This window comes from Chitinophaga barathri (assembly GCF_003807585.1).
Taxonomy (GTDB): Bacteria; Bacteroidota; Bacteroidia; order Chitinophagales; family Chitinophagaceae; genus Chitinophaga; species Chitinophaga barathri.
Genome location: NZ_RMBX01000005.1, coordinates 167,415 through 188,720, shown reverse-complemented (window position 1 = coordinate 188,720; position 21,306 = coordinate 167,415). Strand labels below are relative to the sequence as shown.

15 protein-coding genes are annotated in these 21,306 nt (G+C 51.4%); 10 read left to right on the top strand and 5 right to left on the bottom strand.

All coding sequences use genetic code 11. The features are described 5' to 3' along the window. The first annotated feature begins 16 nt into the window (after window positions 1–16). The 3 genes from EG028_RS10705 to EG028_RS10695 all read left to right on the top strand — a co-directional run bounded on the left by EG028_RS10705 (window position 17) and on the right by EG028_RS10695 (window position 4,503). A complete protein-coding gene (locus EG028_RS10705) occupies window positions 17–2,152 on the top strand; it encodes an outer membrane protein assembly factor BamB family protein (RefSeq protein WP_120516525.1) in 2,136 nt (711 codons plus the stop codon). Window positions 2,153–2,642: 490 nt separating this feature from the next. Then, window positions 2,643–3,893: an alkaline phosphatase family protein gene (locus tag EG028_RS10700; protein ID WP_120516526.1), complete on the top strand. Its 1,251-nt coding sequence runs from the start codon at window positions 2,643–2,645 to the stop codon at window positions 3,891–3,893. Between the two features lie 166 nt (window positions 3,894–4,059). Then, entirely contained in the window at window positions 4,060–4,503 is a 444-nt protein-coding gene (locus EG028_RS10695) for a VOC family protein (RefSeq protein WP_206614435.1), read from the top strand. Between the two features lie 5 nt (window positions 4,504–4,508). Here EG028_RS10695 and EG028_RS10690 read toward each other — a convergent pair whose 3' ends face one another. Beyond that, window positions 4,509–5,189, bottom strand: a complete 681-nt coding sequence (locus EG028_RS10690; protein ID WP_120516527.1) for a response regulator transcription factor — start codon at window positions 5,187–5,189, stop codon at window positions 4,509–4,511. Window positions 5,190–5,465: 276 nt separating this feature from the next. On the opposite strand from EG028_RS10690, the gene EG028_RS10685 reads away from it, so the two are divergent. The 4 genes from EG028_RS10685 to EG028_RS10670 all read left to right on the top strand — a co-directional run bounded on the left by EG028_RS10685 (window position 5,466) and on the right by EG028_RS10670 (window position 11,511). Further along, window positions 5,466–6,554: a DUF4856 domain-containing protein gene (locus EG028_RS10685; RefSeq protein ID WP_120516528.1), complete on the top strand. Its 1,089-nt coding sequence runs from the start codon at window positions 5,466–5,468 to the stop codon at window positions 6,552–6,554. Between the two features lie 91 nt (window positions 6,555–6,645). Continuing rightward, window positions 6,646–7,776: an imelysin family protein gene (locus EG028_RS10680; protein ID WP_120516529.1), complete on the top strand. Its 1,131-nt coding sequence runs from the start codon at window positions 6,646–6,648 to the stop codon at window positions 7,774–7,776. Next, window positions 7,763–9,118 carry an HTTM domain-containing protein gene (locus EG028_RS10675; RefSeq protein WP_120516530.1) on the top strand — a complete coding sequence of 452 codons (1,356 nt, stop codon included), beginning with the start codon at window positions 7,763–7,765 and terminating at the stop codon, window positions 9,116–9,118. Before EG028_RS10680 ends, EG028_RS10675 begins: the two co-directional genes overlap by 14 nt. Then, window positions 9,115–11,511, top strand: a complete 2,397-nt coding sequence (locus EG028_RS10670; protein WP_120516531.1) for a TonB-dependent receptor domain-containing protein — start codon at window positions 9,115–9,117, stop codon at window positions 11,509–11,511. Before EG028_RS10675 ends, EG028_RS10670 begins: the two co-directional genes overlap by 4 nt. Before the next feature lie 5 nt (window positions 11,512–11,516). Here EG028_RS10670 and EG028_RS10665 read toward each other — a convergent pair whose 3' ends face one another. Continuing rightward, window positions 11,517–13,898, bottom strand: a complete 2,382-nt coding sequence (locus EG028_RS10665; protein ID WP_120516532.1) for an outer membrane beta-barrel protein — start codon at window positions 13,896–13,898, stop codon at window positions 11,517–11,519. Window positions 13,899–13,975: 77 nt separating this feature from the next. Beyond that, window positions 13,976–14,995 carry a helix-turn-helix domain-containing protein gene (locus EG028_RS10660; RefSeq protein ID WP_120516533.1) on the bottom strand — a complete coding sequence of 340 codons (1,020 nt, stop codon included), beginning with the start codon at window positions 14,993–14,995 and terminating at the stop codon, window positions 13,976–13,978. A gap of 145 nt (window positions 14,996–15,140) precedes the next feature. Here EG028_RS10660 and EG028_RS10655 point away from each other — a divergent pair, with 145 nt between their 5' ends. Both EG028_RS10655 and EG028_RS10650 read left to right on the top strand, forming a co-directional pair. Beyond that, window positions 15,141–16,964, top strand: a complete 1,824-nt coding sequence (locus tag EG028_RS10655; protein WP_120516534.1) for a right-handed parallel beta-helix repeat-containing protein — start codon at window positions 15,141–15,143, stop codon at window positions 16,962–16,964. 385 nt (window positions 16,965–17,349) lie between these two features. After that, complete coding sequence (locus tag EG028_RS10650) at window positions 17,350–17,733, top strand: hypothetical protein (protein ID WP_120516535.1); 384 nt, start codon at window positions 17,350–17,352, stop codon at window positions 17,731–17,733. Window positions 17,734–17,806: 73 nt separating this feature from the next. Here EG028_RS10650 and EG028_RS10645 read toward each other — a convergent pair whose 3' ends face one another. Continuing rightward, window positions 17,807–19,222, bottom strand: coding sequence for an arylsulfatase (locus EG028_RS10645; RefSeq protein ID WP_120516536.1), 1,416 nt, complete (start codon window positions 19,220–19,222; stop codon window positions 17,807–17,809). 195 nt (window positions 19,223–19,417) lie between these two features. Between EG028_RS10645 and EG028_RS10640 the strand changes: the two genes are divergently transcribed. Then, window positions 19,418–20,416: a hypothetical protein gene (locus EG028_RS10640; protein WP_120516537.1), complete on the top strand. Its 999-nt coding sequence runs from the start codon at window positions 19,418–19,420 to the stop codon at window positions 20,414–20,416. A gap of 37 nt (window positions 20,417–20,453) precedes the next feature. Here the strand turns inward: EG028_RS10640 and EG028_RS10635 are convergent, their stop codons facing one another. After that, the gene (locus tag EG028_RS10635; protein WP_120516538.1) at window positions 20,454–21,074 is read right to left on the bottom strand and encodes a hypothetical protein; all 621 of its coding nucleotides are present in this window, start codon (window positions 21,072–21,074) and stop codon (window positions 20,454–20,456) included. Window positions 21,075–21,306: the final 232 nt, after the last annotated feature.

Here is a 21,306-nt window from a genome sequence, read left to right as displayed (position 1 = left end):
ATTAATTTAAGAGCTTATGCCACGTTACACGATCTTCCTCGCCCTGCTGCTGTGCTCCTGCAAGCAGGCCGCCAAAAATGCCTACGACCAATGGCCCGTTTACAACGGTTCCAAAGAGGGTTTAAAATATTCATCCCTCCGGCAGATAGATACCTCGAACGTTCACCAGTTGAAGCCTGTATGGGAATACCGCACCGGCGATGCCGATTCCGCGGGCCGCTCGCAGATACAATGTAACCCGGTGATGGTGAACGGTATCCTTTACGCCGTGTCTCCGCAGCTGAAGCTGCTTGCGCTGGATGCTGCCACAGGTAAAGAGAAGTGGGTGTTTGATCCTTTTGCCGGCGCGGGAAAACAAAAGAACATCAATACCCTGCGCGGTGTCACGTATTGGGAAGATGAAAAAGACAAACGTATTTTTTATACGGCCGGCTCCAACCTGTACGCCATAGACGCCATCAGCGGCAAACCCGCGCTGTCTTTTGCGGACAGCGGCCGACTGGATCTTCATAACGATCTCGGTGACGGTTCCAAAGACCTATATGTGATCACCACTTCGCCGGGTATCATTTACAAAGACCAGCTGATCATCGGCTCGCGTGTGTCCGAAGGGAGCGATGCGGCACCCGGACATATCCGCAGTTACGACGTGCATAGCGGCAAACTGCGCTGGATATTCCACACCATCCCGCAGCCCGGCGAACATGGTTATGATGTATGGGACAATCCCGATGCGTATAAACATCTCGGCGGCGCAAACGCCTGGTCGGGTTTTAGCCTGGATGAAGATAAGGGGATATTGTTTGCGCCCGTCGGGTCCGTATCGTTCGACTTCTACGGCGGCATGCGCAAAGGCGCGAACCTGTTCGGCAACAGCCTGCTGGCGCTGGACGCGAACACCGGAAAACGTATCTGGCACTTCCAGAGCGTTCATCACGATGTGTGGGACCGCGACCTGCCCGCCCCGCCGGTGCTGGTAACCGTAAACCACGAAGGGAAAAAGAAAGAAGCGGTGGCGCAGGTGACCAAAACGGGTTTTGTATTCCTGCTGGACCGAACTACCGGTACACCGCTTTTCCCGGTAGAGGAACGTCCCGTACCAGGCCCCAGCCTCCTGACAGGAGAGCAGCTGTGGCCTACGCAGCCCTATCCAACGCTTCCCGCGCCTTTTGTACGGCAGCTATTCACGGAAGCCGATCTGAACTACCTGTTACCGGATTCTTCGCTGGCGGAAGTAAAACGGCGCTGGGCGTCGTATAAACGTTCGCATATGTTCGAGCCGCCTTCCAAAGAAGGTACGGTTATATTCCCGGGGTTCGACGGCGGTGCGGAATGGGGAGGCCCGGCATTTGACCCGGAAACGGGAATACTCTACGTGAATGCCAGCGAAATGCCATGGGTATTGCAGGTAGTGGACGCCCCGAAAGAAGAGCTGAAAAAAGAAACCAATCTCCAGGCAGGCAAACGCCTTTACCGAGCGCATTGTATGAGCTGCCACGGCCGCGAACTGGAAGGCGGCGGCGCTTATCCCGCACTGGTGAATATTCAGCAGCGGTTCAATACGGAGCAGTTCCTGCAACTCCTCAGCACCGGCAGGCGTATGATGCCCGCCTTCAACAGCCTGAAACCGGAAGAAAAGAACGCCCTCGCCGCATTTGTACTGGATTTGAAAAAATCCCAGCCCCTGGCCTATAACGGCCCGCGGCAGCAGCCGGACAGCTTCCGCAATCTTCCTTATACCATGACCGGCTACAATAAATTCCTCAGCAAAGAAGGCCTTCCGGCAAACAGTCCTCCCTGGGGCACGCTCACCGCCATCGACCTGAACACCGGGAAGTTCGTATGGCGCGACACGTTAGGGGAGGACCCCGCATTTAAAGGCCGCGGCATCAAAACCGGTACGGAAAACTATGGCGCTCCCGTGGTTACGGCCGGCGGACTGGTGCTGATCGCCGCTACGAAAGACGCCAAAATGCGCGCCTTTAACAAACGCACCGGGCAGTTGCTCTGGGAAACCTCCCTGCCCGCTTCGGGTTTTGCCACACCCGCCGTGTATAATGTTAATGGAAAACAATTTGTTGTCATCGCCTGTGGCGGCGGCAAGCTGAACGTGCCGTCCGGGGACAGCTATGTGGCCTTTGCGTTGCCATAGCGGATTCAATCTCCCGGAGCCACCGGGAAAGGAGCCGTTTAATAGGATGGACAGATAACCGACGTTCAAAAAATACCACGCAGACCTTTACAGAATTGATATTATATTATCCAAAACCGAAGGAGCAACGATAGATATAGGATCGTCGAAGGATCGTCGAACGAGAGTCGAAGGAGAGAAAACTGTAAATAATATCATGTTGTGGAAGAAATTCCACATATCCGGCCCGGGATATCGGGGAAAATTATCCTGCAATGTTCAAATAGTACCAGCTCCTTCCGCAAAAGGATAACGAAATGGCAACAGTGCCGCAGATGAGATTTGTGGCAATTAAATAATACATTTATTCAGAGGGTATGCATCATGTTAAATGGCGTATACCCTTTGCCTTTATTCAAATGCGCATGAAATTATTTTATTTTGCCCTTTCCCTTTTTGACGGACCTGCCCGGCTCCAGGCAAGTACGATGACCAAACAGAAACACAGGCGATGAAATATATCTTTTTTTTCCTGCTGTCGGCCCTTTTTGTGAATAGGGCATACAGCCAGGACACGCTGCAACACATCGTTGCGGGCCGCAGCAACAGCGCCGCGCAGCAAAAGGCGCCTTATGTAATCCTGATCTCCGCGGATGGTTTCAGGCATGATTACATGGAAAAATACCAGGCTGAGAATTTGATCCGCTTTGGTAAAACGGGCGTGCGTGCTGCTTCCATGATCCCATCCTTTCCCAGTGTAACGTTCCCAAACCATTATACCATCGCCACCGGGTTGTATCCTTCGCACCATGGCATTGTAGCCAATACCTTTTACGATGCGGCCAGGCAGGGCACGTATTCCATGAGCGATAAACCCAAAGTGCGTGACGGATCCTGGTATGGCGGCACGCCCATCTGGGTATTGGCCGAGCAGCAGCAGATGGTGAGTGCGAGCATGTACTGGGTTGGCTCGGAAGCGGCTGTGCAAGGCATATCGCCCACTTACTCCTACTATTACAACGAACGTATATCAAACGAACGGCGCATTGCTATCGTAAAAGAATGGCTGGTGCTACCGGAAGACAAACGGCCGCACCTGATCACCTTTTATACACCCGAGCCGGACCACGCGGGTCACCGCTACGGGCCTGAAGCGCCGGAAACGGAACGGGCCGTGAGAATGGTGGATTCCCTGGTCTGGCAGCTGGCAGAAGCCGTACGCGAAACAGGACTGCCGGTGAATTTTATTTTTGTATCCGATCATGGCATGACGGCAGTAGACAGGGAACATCCTCTTCCGATGCCGGCGAGCGTGGATATTTCCAGGTTCCGGGCGATCTCTGTTAGTACTATGGTATCGCTGTACGCGAAGGATAAAGCGGACATACAGCCCTTGTACGAATCGCTGAAGAAAGAAGAAAATCATTATAAGGTTTACCTGAAAACAAATATGCCTGCTTATCTGCATTACGGCGCGGAAGACGACCGGATGAACCGGATCGGGGACATCGTACTGATCCCGGACTGGCCTTATGTTTTCGGAGAAAGAACGCCCAACGCGGGTCATCATGGATTTGATCCCACAGTTGTAAAGGATATGCACGCGGTTTTTATGGCATGGGGCCCCGCCTTTGAAAGTAACCTCGATATCCCTTCTTTTGAAAACGTTCACGTATACCCGCTTATCGCGGAGATACTCGGGCTGCGGATCACAGAAGACATTGACGGCTGTGGGGAAGTATTGCAAAACACTTTAAAATAATTGTAATGAAATAGCTATTTGCACTCATCCCGGCAGTTATCCCCGGATAACCATAAGACTTGCCGTCCCCGTCATGCCTGCCGAGTGCGGGGATTTTTTACACGGGATTCATTGTAACTTTATAGCCCTGGAGTCCCTTCTTCAATTTTGTAACAAAATGCACATTATGGAACAAAGACTGAGCCTGATCACCATCGGCGTGAAAAACCTGGCGGCCATGAGGGATTTTTATGAGCAGAAATTTGGCTGGTCACCTGCGGCCGTTAATAAAGACATTGTGTTCTACAAAGTGAACGGCATGCTGCTGTCCTTTTTCCCGGCAAAAGACCTGGCGGATGATGCGGGACTGGCAGAGCATACTTCAGCGGGAAGTTTTGCGCTGGGGTACCTCGTTCCTTCCGAAAAAGAAGTGGATAACCTGTTTGATCTCCTGGAAAACAATGGCGTGGAGATCGTGAAAAGACCGGTAAAGACTTTCTTTGGTGCGTACACCGGTTATGTAAAAGACGTGGAAGGTAATCTCTGGGATGTAGGGTACAACCCGCTGATACCGCTGGACGCTGAGCATAACGTGATCACGCATGAGGATATCAGGCATTTGGAGCAATAAGGAAATCACCCCGAAGTCTCCCACTTATACCCCATGCCGTGCACCGTCTTCAGGTAATTACCCGCCCCCGCTTCATGGAGTTTTTTCTTGACGTTTTTGATATGGGTATACACAAACCCATGGCTTTCCAGCAACCCGGCGATATCTCCTGAAAGATATTCCGCCAGCGCGCTTTTGGACACTACCCTGTTGCTGTTCCCGACCAGGTAAGACAGCAGTTCGAATTCCTTTTTGGTGAAATCCAGCGGAAAGGAGTGGACCGCGACGGTTTTGGTCATCAGGTCTATTTCAATTTCATTCTGCCGGATCACATTATGATTCCGGAACTGCCGGCGGCGGATCACGGAGAATATCCTGGCTTCCAGCTCGGGCAGTTGAAAAGGTTTGGAGAGGTAATCGTCCGCCCCGGCGCGCAGGGCATTGATCTTTTCTTCCGGTTCGGTGCCGGAGGCGATAATGATCAGTCCATCCTGGCGGTTCCCGTCTTTCAGGGCTTCCAGCAGCTGCATGCCTTCGCCTCCCTGGATATCCGGGTCCAGCAGGATGCAGTCGTATTCATGCACCAGCACTTTGTTAAGGGCCTGCTGGTAATTGATAGCGTGTTCGCAGCTGTAGTGCTCTTTTACGAGATAAGTGGATATGCTCTCCACGAGCGGCAGTTCGTCCTCCACGATCAGAATCTTCATCTTCGGGTTTGTTTGTTAACATTCATTACGTACATACCGGCGCCAGGGATGCTTCATCTTCAAAAAAAAAACAAAATTGACGGGTTTGGTGTTGGTTGAGTGTTTAAGTTATTGATAATGAGTTGTTTGTATTAAAGTTAGGATGGCTGACATCTTTGTGGGTTGTGTGTAAGTTATTGTTTTTCAAATTGTTAAGGTATTGATGGTTTTATATTCCGGTTGTCGTAAACATGCCGGGGCCTTACAGCGCTAAGTTTGCAGTATAAAATCAGAACAATGAAGCACAATTTACTTACTTATGTGATGATTGCAGCAGGAGTAACCTCCTTTGTAGCCTGCAGCAACGACGATGATAATTCAAATCCTTCGGTAAAACCTTATACAGTTCCCACAACTTACAGCTTTAACAACGCTTCTTATACAACCTCCACTCAAAGGGTTAAAATGGCCATTGAGCTGGACGCCTACCTCAAGCTGGCGAACGCGGGCGCTACTGTAGTACCCCTGGACCAGGCGAAAGTGACCAATATGTGGGCGAACAGCGGCAATCCTTTTGCCGATGCAAGCCTGAACACATCCGGCAAAAGTCTCCGTGAAGTGACGTCTGATGCTGACCTGTATAAAGCTTATGCGGACAGCGTGGTACGTTACAATATCGCTACACCGGCAGCTCCGGGCGTGGGCGGCCTCGTTCCCCGCGGTGCGAATAAGATCATTGTAGGCCCCCGTGGTCTTGAATACGGTCAGTCTTTCGTGAAAGGCATTATGGGCGGTCTTTATTTCAAAGAAGCCGTTCGTATCCTGGGTAGTGTAAAAACTGTTGCCGCAAGAGATACTACCGCCGCTCAGAAACTCTGGGATGAAGCATTTGGTTATCTCGCGGTGCCTGCCAATTACGACAGCTCCCTGGCATATCCCAACACCGACCCGAACAGGCCGCTGCTGTGGGGTGGTTACCTCGCTGAACGCGGTAAAAGCATCCAGGCGGGAGGAATCATTTTCGGCGCATTCCTGAAAGGCCGCGCAGCCATCGGCGGATACGATACCAAAGTACGTGACGAACAGGTGGACATCATCCTGGCTAAATGGGAACAACTGGCCGCGGCTGCCGCACTGAACTATGTGACGGCTCCCACTGCTTCTTCCGCCATCGGTAACTTTGGTACACAGCTGCACGCACTGTCCGAAGGACAAGGGTTTATCGCCGCGCTGAAATACAGGGCAAACAATAACAAACTGTCCCCTGCGAACTTTGCAACGCTTTCTGCCATCATCAACAAAGATTTTTATGTGTTGCTGAACCAGCCCGGCTTTACCGACCTGGTAACAGCGCAGACAATACTCAAAACAGCTTACGGGCTCTGATATATAGGTCCATAACATTTTAACGTGTAAAACCTGGCTGTTACGGCACCGGGTTTTACGCATTCTGGTCAAATCTGATTAAACCGATAATATGAAGAAGATATCCCTGGTTGCCTTCCTGGTTGTTGCGCTGGCAACGGTGTTTTATGCCTGCAGCAAATCCGACGGTGGTGACGATGGCCCGGGAACAGGGCAGGGCTTTGATAAATCCGCCATGCTGGCAAGTTATGCGGACAACCTGATCATCCCCGGTTATACCGCATTGCAGCAGCAGCTGGCTAACCTGAAAACCGCGTCTGACGCATTCCTGGCCGCCCCTTCGGAAGGTACACGGGCAACGCTGAAACAGGCTTACACCGCCGCGCATCTTCAATACGAACGGGTGGCGGCATTCCAGTTCGGCCCCGCGGAAAGTGCCCTGCTGGATTTATTTGTGAACTTCTCCGGCGGGCTGGACTATAATTTTAATACCTCAGGTGAACTGACCGGTTTTTCCGTGGACAGTAATAAGATCGAACAGAACATCACAGCGGGCGGCTACACTTTTACCAACATGGTGCGGTCTTCGTTTTATTCACAGGGTTTTCCCGCGCTGAATTACCTTTATTTCGGCCCGAACGCTATTGACAAACTCAATGCAGACCCCGTAAAACGCAAACAATACATCAACGATGTGCTGGCCCGGTTCAAAGCGCTGGTGGATAAAGTAGCGGGCGACTGGCCCGCTTACCGCGCCGGTTTTATCGCGAACACCAAAACCGATGTGGGCAGCCCTATCGGCAGTATGATCAACCAGTTTGCCTACCAGATGGACCTGCTGAAAGGCCCACGCATTGGCTGGCCCTTCGGGAAACAATCGAACGGGATCGTGTTTGCCAGCAAAACAGAAGCATATTTCGCCGGTATTTCCGGGGCGCTGGCCGTGGAAAATATCACCAGCCTGAAAAAGATCTATACCAATAACGGCAACGGCAAAGGAATGTCCGACTACCTGGTGGCCCTGGGCAAACAATCCCTCAATACGGATGTGCTCGCCCAGTTCGACCTGGTGATCGCCAGACTGCAGGCGATTCCCGATCCGCTGTCCGCCTCGCTGACCGGCAATGCGGCGGCTGTGGAAGCGGCGTACAAAGAGATACAGAAGTTGCTGACACTGCTGAAAACAGATGTGCCTTCCGCCACCGGGGTACAAATAACTTTTATGGATAATGACGGCGACTAATACAGGACGTTTTACCAAACCCGTTTCCATAGCGCCGCTTGTTACGTTCAGGATCACCTTCGGGCTGCTGATGTTCGTAAGCCTGCTGCGGTTCTGGTGGCGCGGCTGGGTAACGGATGTATATGTATTGCCTAAGTTCCATTTTGCCTACCAGGGGTTTGAATGGGTGCAACCACTGGGCCATACGGGCATGCACGCGCTGTTCTTCACGGTGCTGGCGGCAGCGTTGTTTATCGCGGCAGGTTTCCTGTACAGGTGGGCGGCCGTGGTGTTTTTCCTCGGGTTCACTTACATAGAACTGATAGACGTTACGACTTATCTCAATCATTATTATTTTATCAGCCTGGTTGCTTTTATCATGATCTGGCTGCCGGCCAACCGCCGCTACTCCGTAGATGTATGGCTGAAGCCCGAAAAAGAAAGAACGCAGCTGCCGGCATGGTGTATCCAGGTGCTGATCTTCCAGATCTCCGTAGTGTATGTATTTGCCGGGCTGGCAAAAATAAACAGCGACTGGCTGCTGGAAGCGCAGCCAATGCGCACCTGGTTGCCCGCAAAGACGCATCTGCCGCTGGTGGGGCGTTTTATGTACGAGCCCTGGACAGCTTATCTTTTTTCATGGTTTGGCGCGGTGTACGACCTGTTCATCGTGTTTTTTCTGTTGAACAAACGCACCAGGCCTTATGCATATGCGGTAGTGCTGGTGTTCCACATCGCTACCGCCATCTTTTTCCCGGGCATCGGTATGTTCCCCTACGTGATGATGACCGCCAGCCTCCTATTTTTTTCCGCGGATTTCCATGAACGTTTACTGGGTTACCTACCCGGTTATTCTCCTAAAAAAAGGACAGGAGACAAGGTGTATAATTATTCCGGCCAACAAATATTCCTGGCGGCTTTTGGCATTTACGTGATCCTGCAGGTCATTATCCCGCTGCGTTTCCTGCTGTATCCCGGGCATTTGTTCTGGCACGAAGAAGGTTACCGTTTTTCCTGGCGGGTGATGTTGATGGAAAAGGCGGGAACCGCTTATTTCACAGTAAAGGACCAGGCTCACCGGGAAGTGTACACGGTGAACAACGCGGAATTCCTCACGCCTTTGCAGGAAAAAATGATGAGCACACAGCCGGACCTGATCCTGAAATATGCGCATTACCTGGCATCGGAATACGGTAAACGCGGTGTGAACCATCCCGAAGTGTATGGAGAAATATATGTGGCGCTGAACGGGCAGCGTTCCAGGCTGTTCGTGGATACACTGGTGAACCTGGCGGCGCAGCCGCTGGGCTGGGGACATTATCAATGGGTACTTCCTTATAAAAATAGCACAAATCAACAATGAAACAATTAAGCGGGTGGATGATCTTAATGCTTTTGAATGTTACAGCCTATGCGCAGTACAGCATCAGCGGCACCGTGAGGAATGGGAACGAAGCAGTACACAATGCATCGGTTACGTTACAGCCCTCCGCACAACGGAAACTCAGCAATGACAACGGCTTTTTCCGCTTCGGCAATCTCGCGGCGGGCACGTATTCCATCACGGTGACCACCGAAGGTTTTAAAGCCTATCAGCAGGAAGTGACCGTTTTCAATAAAAATATTGTACTGGACATCAGCCTGCTGAAGCAGGACATTCAGCTGGATACGCTGCGTGTGACCGGCGCCGCGAATTACGCGGTGGCTGGGAAACTGAGGGATGTGGAAGGCACTTCCATCTACGCCGGCAAAAAGACCGAAGTGATCCTGCTGCGCAATGTGAATGCGAACCTTGCCACGAACAACACCCGCCAGATCTACGCCCGCGTGCCCGGCCTCAACATCTGGGAATACGACAGGGGCGGCCTTCAGCTGGGTATCGGCGGCCGCGGCCTCAGCCCGGACCGTTCTTCTAACTTCAATATCCGGCAGGATGGGTATGATATCAGCGCGGATGCATTGGGGTATCCGGAAAGTTATTATACGCCCTCCGCTGAGGCGCTGGACCGGATCGAGATCATCCGGGGCGCGGCCAGCCTGCAATACGGTCCGCAGTTTGGCGGGCTCGTTAATTTTGTGATGAAAGAAGGGCCGAAAGACAAACCGTTTGAATTCACCACGAGGCAAACCCTGGGCAGCTTCGGCCTGTTTAATTCCTTCAACAGCATCGGCGGCACCACGGCTAAAAACAAACTGAACTACTACGCTTTTTATCAATACAAAAAAGGCGACAACTGGCGGCCGAACAGCCACTACGACCAGCACAACGCCTATGTGCACCTGGCCGGCAATATCACGCCCAAACTGAAGATCACCGGGGAGTATACTTTTATGTCCTACCTGGCGCAGCAACCCGGCGGCCTCACGGATGCACAGTTTGAAGAAGATCCATCCGTATCCGTACGTGCGCGCAACTGGTTCAGGGTGAACTGGAACCTTGCCAGCCTCATCCTGGATTATTCTTTCAGCGAACAAACCAAACTGAACTGGAGAACGTACACGCTCCAGGGCGGCCGTGATGCGCTGGGTATCCTTTCATATATCAACCGGCCGGACCCTGGCACCGAGCGCGACTTTATGTCCGATGATTATTCGAACTATGCTTCGGAGCTTCGCCTGATACACCGGTACAAGCTGGTAAAAGAAAATAGAAGCACCTTCCTGGTGGGCGTGAGGGCGTACAAAGGCCTTACGGACAGGAAACAGGGGAATGCAAATGATAAAAGCGATGCGGACTTTACTTTCCTCGGTCCCGAACCGGATAAGTCCTCTTATGAATTTCCGGGTTACAACTTTGCGGCCTTCGCGGAAAATATCTTCCAGGTAAACCCTTACTGGACGGTAACGCCCGGTATCCGTTTTGAACACATCAACACCAAAGCCGAAGGGTATTATTACAAACAGAACATCTTCATCCCGAACGAAAAGATCAACGAAACAAAAGAAAACCCGCGCTCTTTTACGCTGCTGGGTATCGGTACTGCCTGGAAATTCCCGAATGGTATTGAATTGTACGCGAACATTTCGCAGAACTACCGTTCCATCAACTTCAACGACATCCGGGTGCTGAATGTGAACGCGCGGGTGGACCCCAATCTGAAAGACGAAACCGGTTACAATATAGACGCGGGTTTCCGCGGGAACTACCGGGGCTGGTTGTATGTGGATGCCAGCGTGTTTTACCTGAAATACAACGACCGTATCGGTTCCATCTTCACCCGCGACACCAGTTTTATGACCTTCCGCTACCGCACCAATGTGTCCGACAGCAGGAACCTGGGGATGGAACTGCTGCTGGAAGGGGATGTAATCAAAGCATTGTCCAGTCACAATTCAAAATACCGCCTGAACCTGTACACCAATCTTTCCCTGATTGACGCGCGTTATGTGAACACGCAGAACACCGCCATTGCGGATAAACTCGTGGAAAACGTACCGCCTGTATTGTTCAGGACCGGCCTTTCATTCGGCACCCCGAAATTTAATCTCACGTACCAGTTCGCCTGTCAGTCCAAACAATACTCGGATGCTACGAACGCGGAATCCACGCCCACCGCGGTGGATGGCGCTATTCCCGCATTCAGCGTGATGGACCTGAGCCTCAGTTACAACTGGCGCCAGTTCACCCTTTACACGGGCCTGAACAACCTGACGGATGAAAGATATTTCACCCGCAGGGCGGATGGTTACCCCGGCCCCGGCATATTGCCTTCTGATGCGCGCAACTGGTACGTTACGTTGCAGTTCAAGCTGTAAACTTCCTACAATGTTGCCCGGTTTTCTTCATCGCTGCGGCTGCTCTGCCTGGTTTTATGGGTGGAGCTGCCGAAGCTGTAGCTGAGCGTGGCCACCAGCCGGCGGTTGCCGAACCAGTGCTGCAGCTGGTTGTTGAGGATCTGTTTCTCCCGGAAGATATACCTGATCCTGTAAGTATCAAATATATCATACACATTCAGCTTCGAACTTAATTTCCCCTTCATCCAGGTTTTCTGCAAACCAATATCCAGGTTGCCGAAGGGCCGGTGGATATACAGCCCGGAGCCGCTTCTGGAGCGGTAATAGTAAGACACATCCAGGGTGATGGTTTGCGGCAGCGTAAATACCTGGCTGCCCGATAATGAATAGTCGGTGATCGGAATGGCGTAAGTAACGCCGTGATAGGGCGTTTGTTCCTTTTTGTATCCTCCCCTGATATTGTGATTCATTCTCCACCACTTATTGACCGTCACGGGGAAACTCAGCTCAATGCCCGCGAAATCGTTGTACGGGAAGTTGGTGCCGAGGTATTGCAGGATATTGGTCGCGCTGTCGTACTCCGGGTAACGTACCATGGGATCGTGCTCGCGGCCGGCCTGTACCGTGATGTTCACTGAGCGGACGCTGTAGGAAAGACTGAGCATGGTGATGATGGAAGGGCGGAGAAAAGGATTGCCGATGAAATAATTCAGCGGGCTGATGTAAAGCCTGAACGGATTAAGCTGGGCAAAGTTGGGACGGGTGATCCTGCGGCTGAAGGAAAGATTGAGCTGCTCTGCTTTGCTGAGCGGGTAAGTGAGGCTCAGGGCTGGTAGCCAGGTGAGGTAATTGCGTTTGGTGAGCTGTTGCTCCGTGTACGAATCCGCCACGCTATGCGTGTTTTCAGCCCGGAGGCTGGCGGTGTAACGCAGTTTGGAAATACTGCCTTCATAAGCGGCATAACCGGCCGTAATGTATTCATCGTACCGGAAACCGTTTGTCCGGCTGGCGTCCAATACAAATTCACCGGTAGTGTCCAGCGTGTCGTAGCGCATATCGTTTTTAGTGGTGGTAAAGGCGAATTTCGCACCCGCACTCAGTTTTCCTTTCCCGATGTTCCTCGTAAGATCGGCTTGTACCGCGCGGATGAGGATGTCATTTTTCAGAACGGTTTTCCAGTAATACTCCAAATTGCCCGTGATGATATCCGAATTCTGAATATCCTCGCTCTGCCGGTTGATGATCTTTACGACAGAGCCGAGGACGTCCAGCTGCGTTTCCCCGAAGCGGCCCGCATAATTCAGATTGGCGGCGTAATTATGCTGCTTCGGCGCGGAAAGGTTCATGCTTTCGGTATTAAAAACCAGGTTTTTACGGGAAGCATCGGTGGTATAAAGGGTATTGTACAGCGAAAGGTCGCGGTTCACCTGGTAAGTGCGGAGCAATACTTCCAGCCGGTGGTTTTTATGCGGACTATAATCCGCCCCCAGCTGTACGTTGATATTGTTATTCCCCGTCAGCCACCGGGTGTTCGTGGTCATGATATTAGTATTGGCCTGGTGCTGCAGCGCATTGTACCGGCGGATGGTGGTGCCGGTGGTATATCCCAGCCTTGCCGTGTAAGCCAGTTTTTTTGTTTTATAGGTCACGGAAAGATTATTGTCATTCAGCGTATGGGCGTTCTGCTGAAGGCTGACGGTGGCCGTTCCCTGCCAGCCCAGCGCCTGGTCGCGTTTCAGCCGGATGTCGATAATGCCTTTGTATTCACCGTCGTACCGGCCGGAGGGATTGCTGATCACTTCGATGGAAGAGATCATGGCGGGGGTGAGGCTTGCCAGGTAATTTTGCAGTTCTTCGGGGCTCATAGGGGAGGGTTTGCCGTCTATGAACACACCGGGCGCCACCCGGCCGCCCATAAGGAGGGTGCCGTCCGCGCTTACTTCCAGGCCGGGGAGTTTTTTCAGGATATCAAAAGCGTTGACGCTGGCGGCGAAGAGCCTGTTCCCCGAGATATTGACGACCAGTTTATCCCCCTGCCGTTGCAAAGCTGCCCTTTCGCCGGTCACGGTCACCCCTTCCAGGAGGTTTGGATCTTCGGTTAAAATGATCTCCCCTGCGTCCGTATTCCCATCCAGGTCTTTGTATTGTTTTTTATAACCCATCGCCATCAGCAGCAGGGAATACTTCCCCGGCCTGATATCCGTGAATACAAATACACCCGCCGAGTCGCTGATCTGCCCTTTTACAAGACCAGAATCAGGCAGGGACAGCAAACTGACGGAGACATGCCCGATGGCCTGCTTCGTTTTCCCATCGGTTATTTTCCCTTTTATGGTCTGGGACAGGACGGGGAAACGGAACAGGAGCCCCATCGATAGCAGCAAAAAAAACAGGACGCGTATCATCATGCCGCAAACCTACAGAAGGCGCTGCCGCGGGAGGTTTTACTTCCCGAATTCAGGCGTACGGATTTATAAATCCGGACTTAACTTAGCTGGTTATCAATGGTTTCTTTGTAAAGTGCGGGGGTGGTGTCTTTGATCTTCCGGAAGGCCGCATAGAAGGTGGATTTGGAGTTGTAGCCCACTTCGTAACCGATGGCTTCAAAGGTAAGCAGGCCGTTGGTACTGATCAGTTTGCAGGCTTCGTTGATCCGGTATTCATTGATATAGGTGGAGAAACTTTTGCCGAGGTTATCGTTCAGCAGCTGGGAAAGCTGGTGCCCGGAAATGTTGATCTTCTGCGCCAGGTCGTTCAGCTTGAGGTTAGGGTCTTTGTAAAGTTCTTTATCGAGCAGCGCTTTGTCCAGTTTTTCCTGCCAGAGCCTGGCATCGGTATCCGTGATCTTTTTCCTTTCCTGTTTGGCGCCGGTGTCAAATTTTACGCCGCTGAGCACAAAGATAAGACCAGCGAACAGTACCAGGGTAAAAGAAAGGGGGCCGCTGATATAAATACCGCACCTGATCTCCAGGAAAGACAACAGGTAGGTGGTGAAGATGATCCCGTACCCGGTCAGCAGCATATTAAGGAACCGGTTGGCAAATGAATTTTTCCATAAAAAGATACCGGTAGCCACGATGTAGGCCAGCCACTGACCATAAATAATGCCTATTGTCCAATTTTTCCACATTTGCGGGTAAAAATGATAGGGGAACACTGCCCCGAAAACCACAATCAGGCCTAACTGAAGGCTCCAGCTCCATTTCCAGGCCGGGGGAATCTTTGTCACTTTCTCTGTTACGGACCGGGTGTAATAATATAAAGCCGGGCCGATGAGAAAACAGGCGCTCAGCCCCAGTTGGAGATATACCCTTGGCAGGGCGGGGTTAAAATACAGGAACACGGATTTGCCCACCCGGATGCTGGTCACCAGCAGCAATACACTCAGGAACATGAGGGCTACGGACCGCTTTTTGGGATTCAGCAGCAGGTAAAACCCCAGCACAAGGCCATTCAATGCCCCGAGCGCGCCGAGAAGAAACAATATTTGTTGCCCGATATTCATGCAGTGATTCCCAATAATATTTGCACCTGAAATTAACTATTTTGGCATTACTTTCATCTTTCACCTGTTTTATTCCACCGCAAAATCCAGGTAAGGCAGCGCGCCTGTTTGAACGGCAGAAAGGCTGCTTCGCCGACATGTAAGAATGACCAGTAAAATATTTATCGCCGCACTGCTGTGCATCAGCGGGCTGGCCACCGCACAGGACAAGATCAGCATCAGCTCCTTCGGCGCTGCCCCGAACACATTCAAAGACGCAACTACGGGCGTACAGCGTGCCATCGCCGCCTGTAAAGGGAAACCCGGCGCCGTGCTGTCCTTCGAAAAAGGCCGCTACGATTTTTACCCGGACAGCGCTGTCAGGAAAGAATATTTCATCTCGAACACTTCCAGCGAAAAAGAAGTGCCCGTCAAAACCAAAACGATCGGCCTGTTCTTCGAGAACTTCAACGGGCTCACCATTGAGGGAAACGGGGCGGAATTTGTCTTCCATGGGAAAATGACCACCTGGGTGTTCGATCACTGCGAAAATATTACAATGCACGGCATCAGTGTGGACTTCGAGCGGCCCAGCATGTCCGAAATGACCATACAGGACATAAAGCCGGATATGGTCACGGCCGTGGTGCACCCCGATTCAAGATTTGCCATCATCAACGGAAGGCTGGAATGGCACGGGGAAAAGTGGGGGATGAGTATCTTTCATGCCGTACTTGCCGATACCGCCAAAGGGCTTAATACCTATTCCTCCTGGACGCCTTTTTATAAAAGCAAAGCTACGCTGGTATCTCCGGGCATCGTACAGTTCAGCGGCGATTTTTCAGGCTTCAAAGCCTCTCCCGGCAACATCTTCACCGTAAGGGACGGCATCCGCGACCAGGTGGGGGCATTTATAAATCATTGCAAAAACGTGCGGCTGGAAAATATCAATATGCGGTATATGCACGGGCTGGGGATCGTTTCACAGTTTTCAGAGAACCTGGATTACCGCCGCATACAGGTAAAACCGGCGCCGGGCAGCGGCCGGGCGATAGCCGCGTTTGCGGACGGGATGCATTTCTCCGGCTGTAAGGGGCATATTGAAGTGACGGATTCGGAATTTAAAGGCCTGCACGACGATCCTATCAATGTACATGGCACGCATCTCGTGGTGACGGAGAAAGTGTCCCCAAGAGTGCTGAGGCTGCGGTTTATGCATCATCAAACTTATGGATTCCCGGCCTTTTTTGCGCAGGACAGCGTGATGTTCCTCCGGTCCGCCACGCTGCAAGGGTATGGTATGGGCAGGGTCAGCACCGCAAAAATGATCTCCGAAAGGGAAATGGAAATAACCCTGGACAAAAACATCCCGGAGCAATTACAGAAAGGCGACTGCCTGGAGAACATTACCTGGACGCCTTCCCTCACGGTCCGCAACTGCCGTTTTGAAGCCGTGAACACCAGGGGCCTGCTGGTCACCACCCGCAAACCCGTGCTCATCGAAAACAATACCTTCTACCGTACAGGCATGCACGCCATCCTGATCGCGGACGATGCAACCAGTTGGTTCGAATCCGGGCCGGTAACGGACGTGACCATCCGCGGCAATACCTTCGAAGGCTGCGGGTATAACCTGGGCGGAGGGAACTATGTGATCGCCATCAGCCCTGAGAATCATGAACTGGTGAGCAAATTCACCGTCCACCGGAACATCAGGATAGAAAACAACCGGTTCATTATATATGACTACCCGGTACTGACCGCCAAAAGCACAAAGAACCTGGTATTCACCGGCAACCGCATCACCTGGACGAATGACTTCCGCCAGCCGGAAGCCGCGCCCAGAGCCGCATTTTCCCTGGAAGCCTGTGAGGCCGTGAGGATAAGCGGCAATAACTTCGACGTTCCTTTTAAACCCTCCGTTACCCTGAAGAATATGACGGGAAAGGAGCTAAAGTCTGATCTGGCAACGGTTTCAGCCAAACCATAGCTGTTTTTGTACCCTATATATAATGACACCCGGGGGGCGAAAAGGCCTTCCGGGTGTCCGCTTTTGAGAAAACATGTCCGCTTTTAAAAACCGCTCAAATCCCAAAACCAGTCAGCCCTAGTGCGGTTTTTCCCTGTTTCAGGTGGTATTCCTGTTGCCGGATGGATAAAATAACCCGGAAACCCTTTGCCCCACTGCGTTATAGCCTGAAATGCCCCATTGTCCGATCTGTACAAAACCGGACACTTTCCCGTTTTCTATTTACCGTTCATCCGCCTATAACTATTCATTTTACCTTCTTTCAAACCGTTTATACCTTTGATTTATCAAACACAGAAACACAAAACAAACACACAAAACACAAAAACACTTAAAACTTACTAATATGAAAACGATCACCTTTATCCTCGCAATCGCAATGATCTCCGTAAGCGCAATGGCAAACAACAAAAAGTACAATACCGCCACCGCCCTCCTGTCTGAAAAGAAAGTAACCGCTGTAGCGGCTGAAAGGAAAGTTACCACCTACTTTGATACAGAGGGTAATGTATTGGCCACCTGCCGCTCCATTTCCGAAATAGAACTGCCGCAGTATGCTGTGAACAAACTGATTAAAAAATGCCCTGACGAGCAGATCAAACTGATCAGGGAGTTTGACGCACTGGGCGAAAAAACATACATCGTTACCCTGGAAAACGCCACCGGCTTCAAAGTGGTGAAAGTAACCAGTTCAGAACTGGAGATCCTGGAGCAACTGAAGAAAAACTAGACCAATTATAAGCATAACAGGAAAGGGTGTATCAGTCTTGATACATCCCTTTTTATGTCTTGATGTGCGGTGATTATTTTCCTGCGCCGATCAGCGGGAATATGGGAGATTCCACATGTGATTCTTTCATCCGCTGGTCCATCAGTTTTACGATCGAAGGATTTTCGGCGGCGATATTATGTTTTTCTTCCGGGTCTTTGGCAAGATCGTACAGTTCGATGGGGCCGTTGGGATCGGTTTTTACCTTCTGGCGTACGGCTTTCCACTTACCGGCGCGTACCGCCTGGCGGCCGCCGTCCTCATGGAATTCCCAGTAAAGATAATCATGCTGTTTTTGTGCGCCTTTGCCCAGCAGGGTGGGCAGGAAAGAAATACCATCCGTATAACGCGCCCTGGGGGCCTGGGTGATCTGTGTGAGGGTGGGCAGCACGTCCCAGAAAGCGCCGATGAACTTTGAAGTAGAGCCGGCTTTGACTATTCCTTTCCACTGCACGATAAAGGAAGTGCGTACACCGCCCTCGTACAGGTCGCGTTTTACGCCGCGCAGACCGGCGGAGCTGTTAAAAAAAGCAGGATCGGCGCCACCTTCGCGGTGAGGGCCGTTGTCGCTGGTGAAAATAATGATCGTGTTTTCCAGCAGGCCGTACTTCTCAAGCCGTGCAACCACTTCTCCCACCTGCGCATCCATACGGCTCACCATGGCGGCGAATGTAGCGCGGGGCTTTTCAACGGACTGGTAACCGCCTATGCTGGCATTCGGGCCATAGTCCGCGCCTTTGTGCGGTTTTTCTTCGAAAGCGTTTTCATACATTTTATAGAACTGATCATCCGGCCCGGCGAGTTCGGCATGTGGCAATACGGTGGGGATGTAGAGGAAAAAAGGTTTGTCTTTGTTTTCATCGATAAAAGCCAGGGCCTGCTGCTGGATGAGCTCGGGGGCGTACGTCACTTTGTGGGCCAGGTCGTTGCCGTCCAGCATCACTTTCTGGTCATTGTTCCAGAGATGCGTGGGGTAGTAGCGGTGGCTCTGGCGCTGGCAGTTGTATCCGAAGAATTTATCAAAACCTTTACGGTCGGGCGCACCGCTGGTGCCTACCATACCAAGGCCCCATTTGCCGAAAGCGCCTGTGGTATACCCCGCCTGTTGCAGCAACTGCGCGAAGGTCTGCACGGAATCGCCCAATGGCTCCTGCCCTTCGGGCTGTATCTCTTTGTTGCCGCGCACATAGGTGTGGCCGGTATGCTGGCCCGTGAGCAAAGAAGACCTGGAAGGCGCGCATACGGAAGTGCCGCAGTAAAAGGAGTTAAACTTCATGCCCTGCGCTGCCAGTTTATCGATATGGGGTGTTTTGATCTTTTGCTGGCCGTAACAGCCAAGGTCTCCCAAACCGAGATCGTCCGCCATGATAAATACGATGTTGGGCTTTTTCTGTGCCATGCAGACGGATGTGAGTAGCATCATCCCTGCCAGTAACCATTGCTTTTTCATAGTTTAAAAATATAAAAAAGGCCGGCTTATCCTTACGGAAACCTTGTATCTCAACGCCATCAAGAGGTAAGGCTTCAGGGCACTCACGTTCAGTGCCTCGCGGCGCTCCCATACCCGGACAAATTTTACCATTCCGGGAGGTTCGGTGGGCTGGAACTGGCAAAGCTCCGCCGAAAAATCCTTAACTTTTAAGCCATGAAAAAGCCGACTTTAGTATTGCTCCTTTGCCTCCACCTGGCGCCCCTTTGCCTGAAGGCGCAGGAACCTGACCTGCAATGGCTGGGGAGCTGGTTTAATGCCTGGGACCTGGCCTGCACCCAACTTTTCAGGCTGCCGCCTGCAACCCCGCCGGAAATGGTCTTTTATGACGATACCTACGTATATACCAGCTCCGCTAAAACCGCCCCTTCCGGTACACCCATTGTCGGGCCTTCGCTGTATGGCCGGAAAATATCCTGGCTGAAAATGCCGCATAAAGACACGCTTATCCTGCCGGACGGCCAGCGGGTGCCTGTGGGGCTCATGAGTTTTGCCGCCGCTACCGGCGACGGCAGGAGTTTTTTTGTGATGGCCGCACCTTCTTTCTGGAAAGCGGCCGGGGTGGAAAGCCGGGAACTGACGCTGGAAAAAATGCTGACCGGGGTATTCCTGCATGAATTTGCACATACGCGGCAGTACCCTGGTTTTGGCCGGATGGTGGATTCCGTGGAGAGAAAAAACAGCTTCGGGGATATGCAGTTGTCCGATGATATTGTGCAGGATTATTTCAGGAAAGACAGTGCTTATACCAGGCTGTTCCTTTCTGAAACGGGTACGTTTTATGAAGCGTCGGATTCGGACGAAACCAGGGTGCTGGTGAAAAAAGGCCTTGCAATGCTGAAAGCCCGGCAGGAAAAATACTTTACCGGGAACAAAACCGTTCTCACTGAACTGGATGATGTTTTCCTGTCCATGGAAGGCCTCGGGCAATACGTGGCCGTATACTGGCTGACGCACCCGCAGGGTGGAAATATGCCTCCGGCAGAAGCGGTGAACGGCTTCCGGCGGAAACGTAACCAATGGTCGCAGGAAGAAGGGCTGGCGATGTTCCTGGCGCTCACAAAACTGGCCAAACCGGACTGGCTGAATGACCAGTTTGGCGAACATCCCAAAACTATCGTGCAATTACTGGAACAAGCGGTGGCGGAAAAATGAAGACCGGATAACGGTGACAATGATGGGCGAACTGTTATTATGGCCATTTGACTTCTTTACGCGGTATAAAGTAGCCCTTAATGAGATTCGGATTTCTAATGCAGATCTGTATATGTGTTTTATCTAAAAAGCCAGCGCCCTTATATAATTCATTGCCTTCAAAGAATACCCCTCTCACAGAATCAAACGGAGGTTCACCTAGTATTCCCATCTGTTTGTGGATGTTTTTTATAACCGCGCAATCCAGGCGTCTTATTATTTTGTCATTGGATTTTTCATTTTCTTTAGGATTGGTATTTGCTGGCAGTTCAGTTCCTTCAAGCTTTGTAGTCTTTTCGAGCGTTTCGTATGAAAATTTGAGGAGGTCTATATATTTCTTGTCTGTAAAATCGAGACAGTTTCCCAAACTGAATACTGCACCGATTACAGAAGGGGTGCTAATTTTAACTTTAGGTGGAGGATTATTAGCATAATGGAATGCCCGATCATAATTATTTTGCCAGAAATAAATGCCATCGCCTAACCAGTCCCAGGTGTTATTACTTTGCCGTAAAGACGTTTTCCCAATGACAACATTATCCCGCAATTCCTGAGAGCAGCCATGAAAGCCAATAATTAAGCCAGGGTCCGAAGAATAGATAAAATTAGTTGAGGCCATACGCTAAACAACGATGGCACAATGGTAGGAAAATTTGCTATAAATCTTTGAAAGCTATGACTATTTAGGGGTGTTTTTTTTATGCACAGGTTTCTTCGCGGGAGGATTAGAAATGACAACAATATCTCTCAGTCCCAGGTCATCAATAAAACGGCTAGCTGCCCGGGGAGAAGCAGTGACCTTGCGCCTTTGCTGAATAAGCGCAGCTTTAAGCCTTTTATATGATGTAATT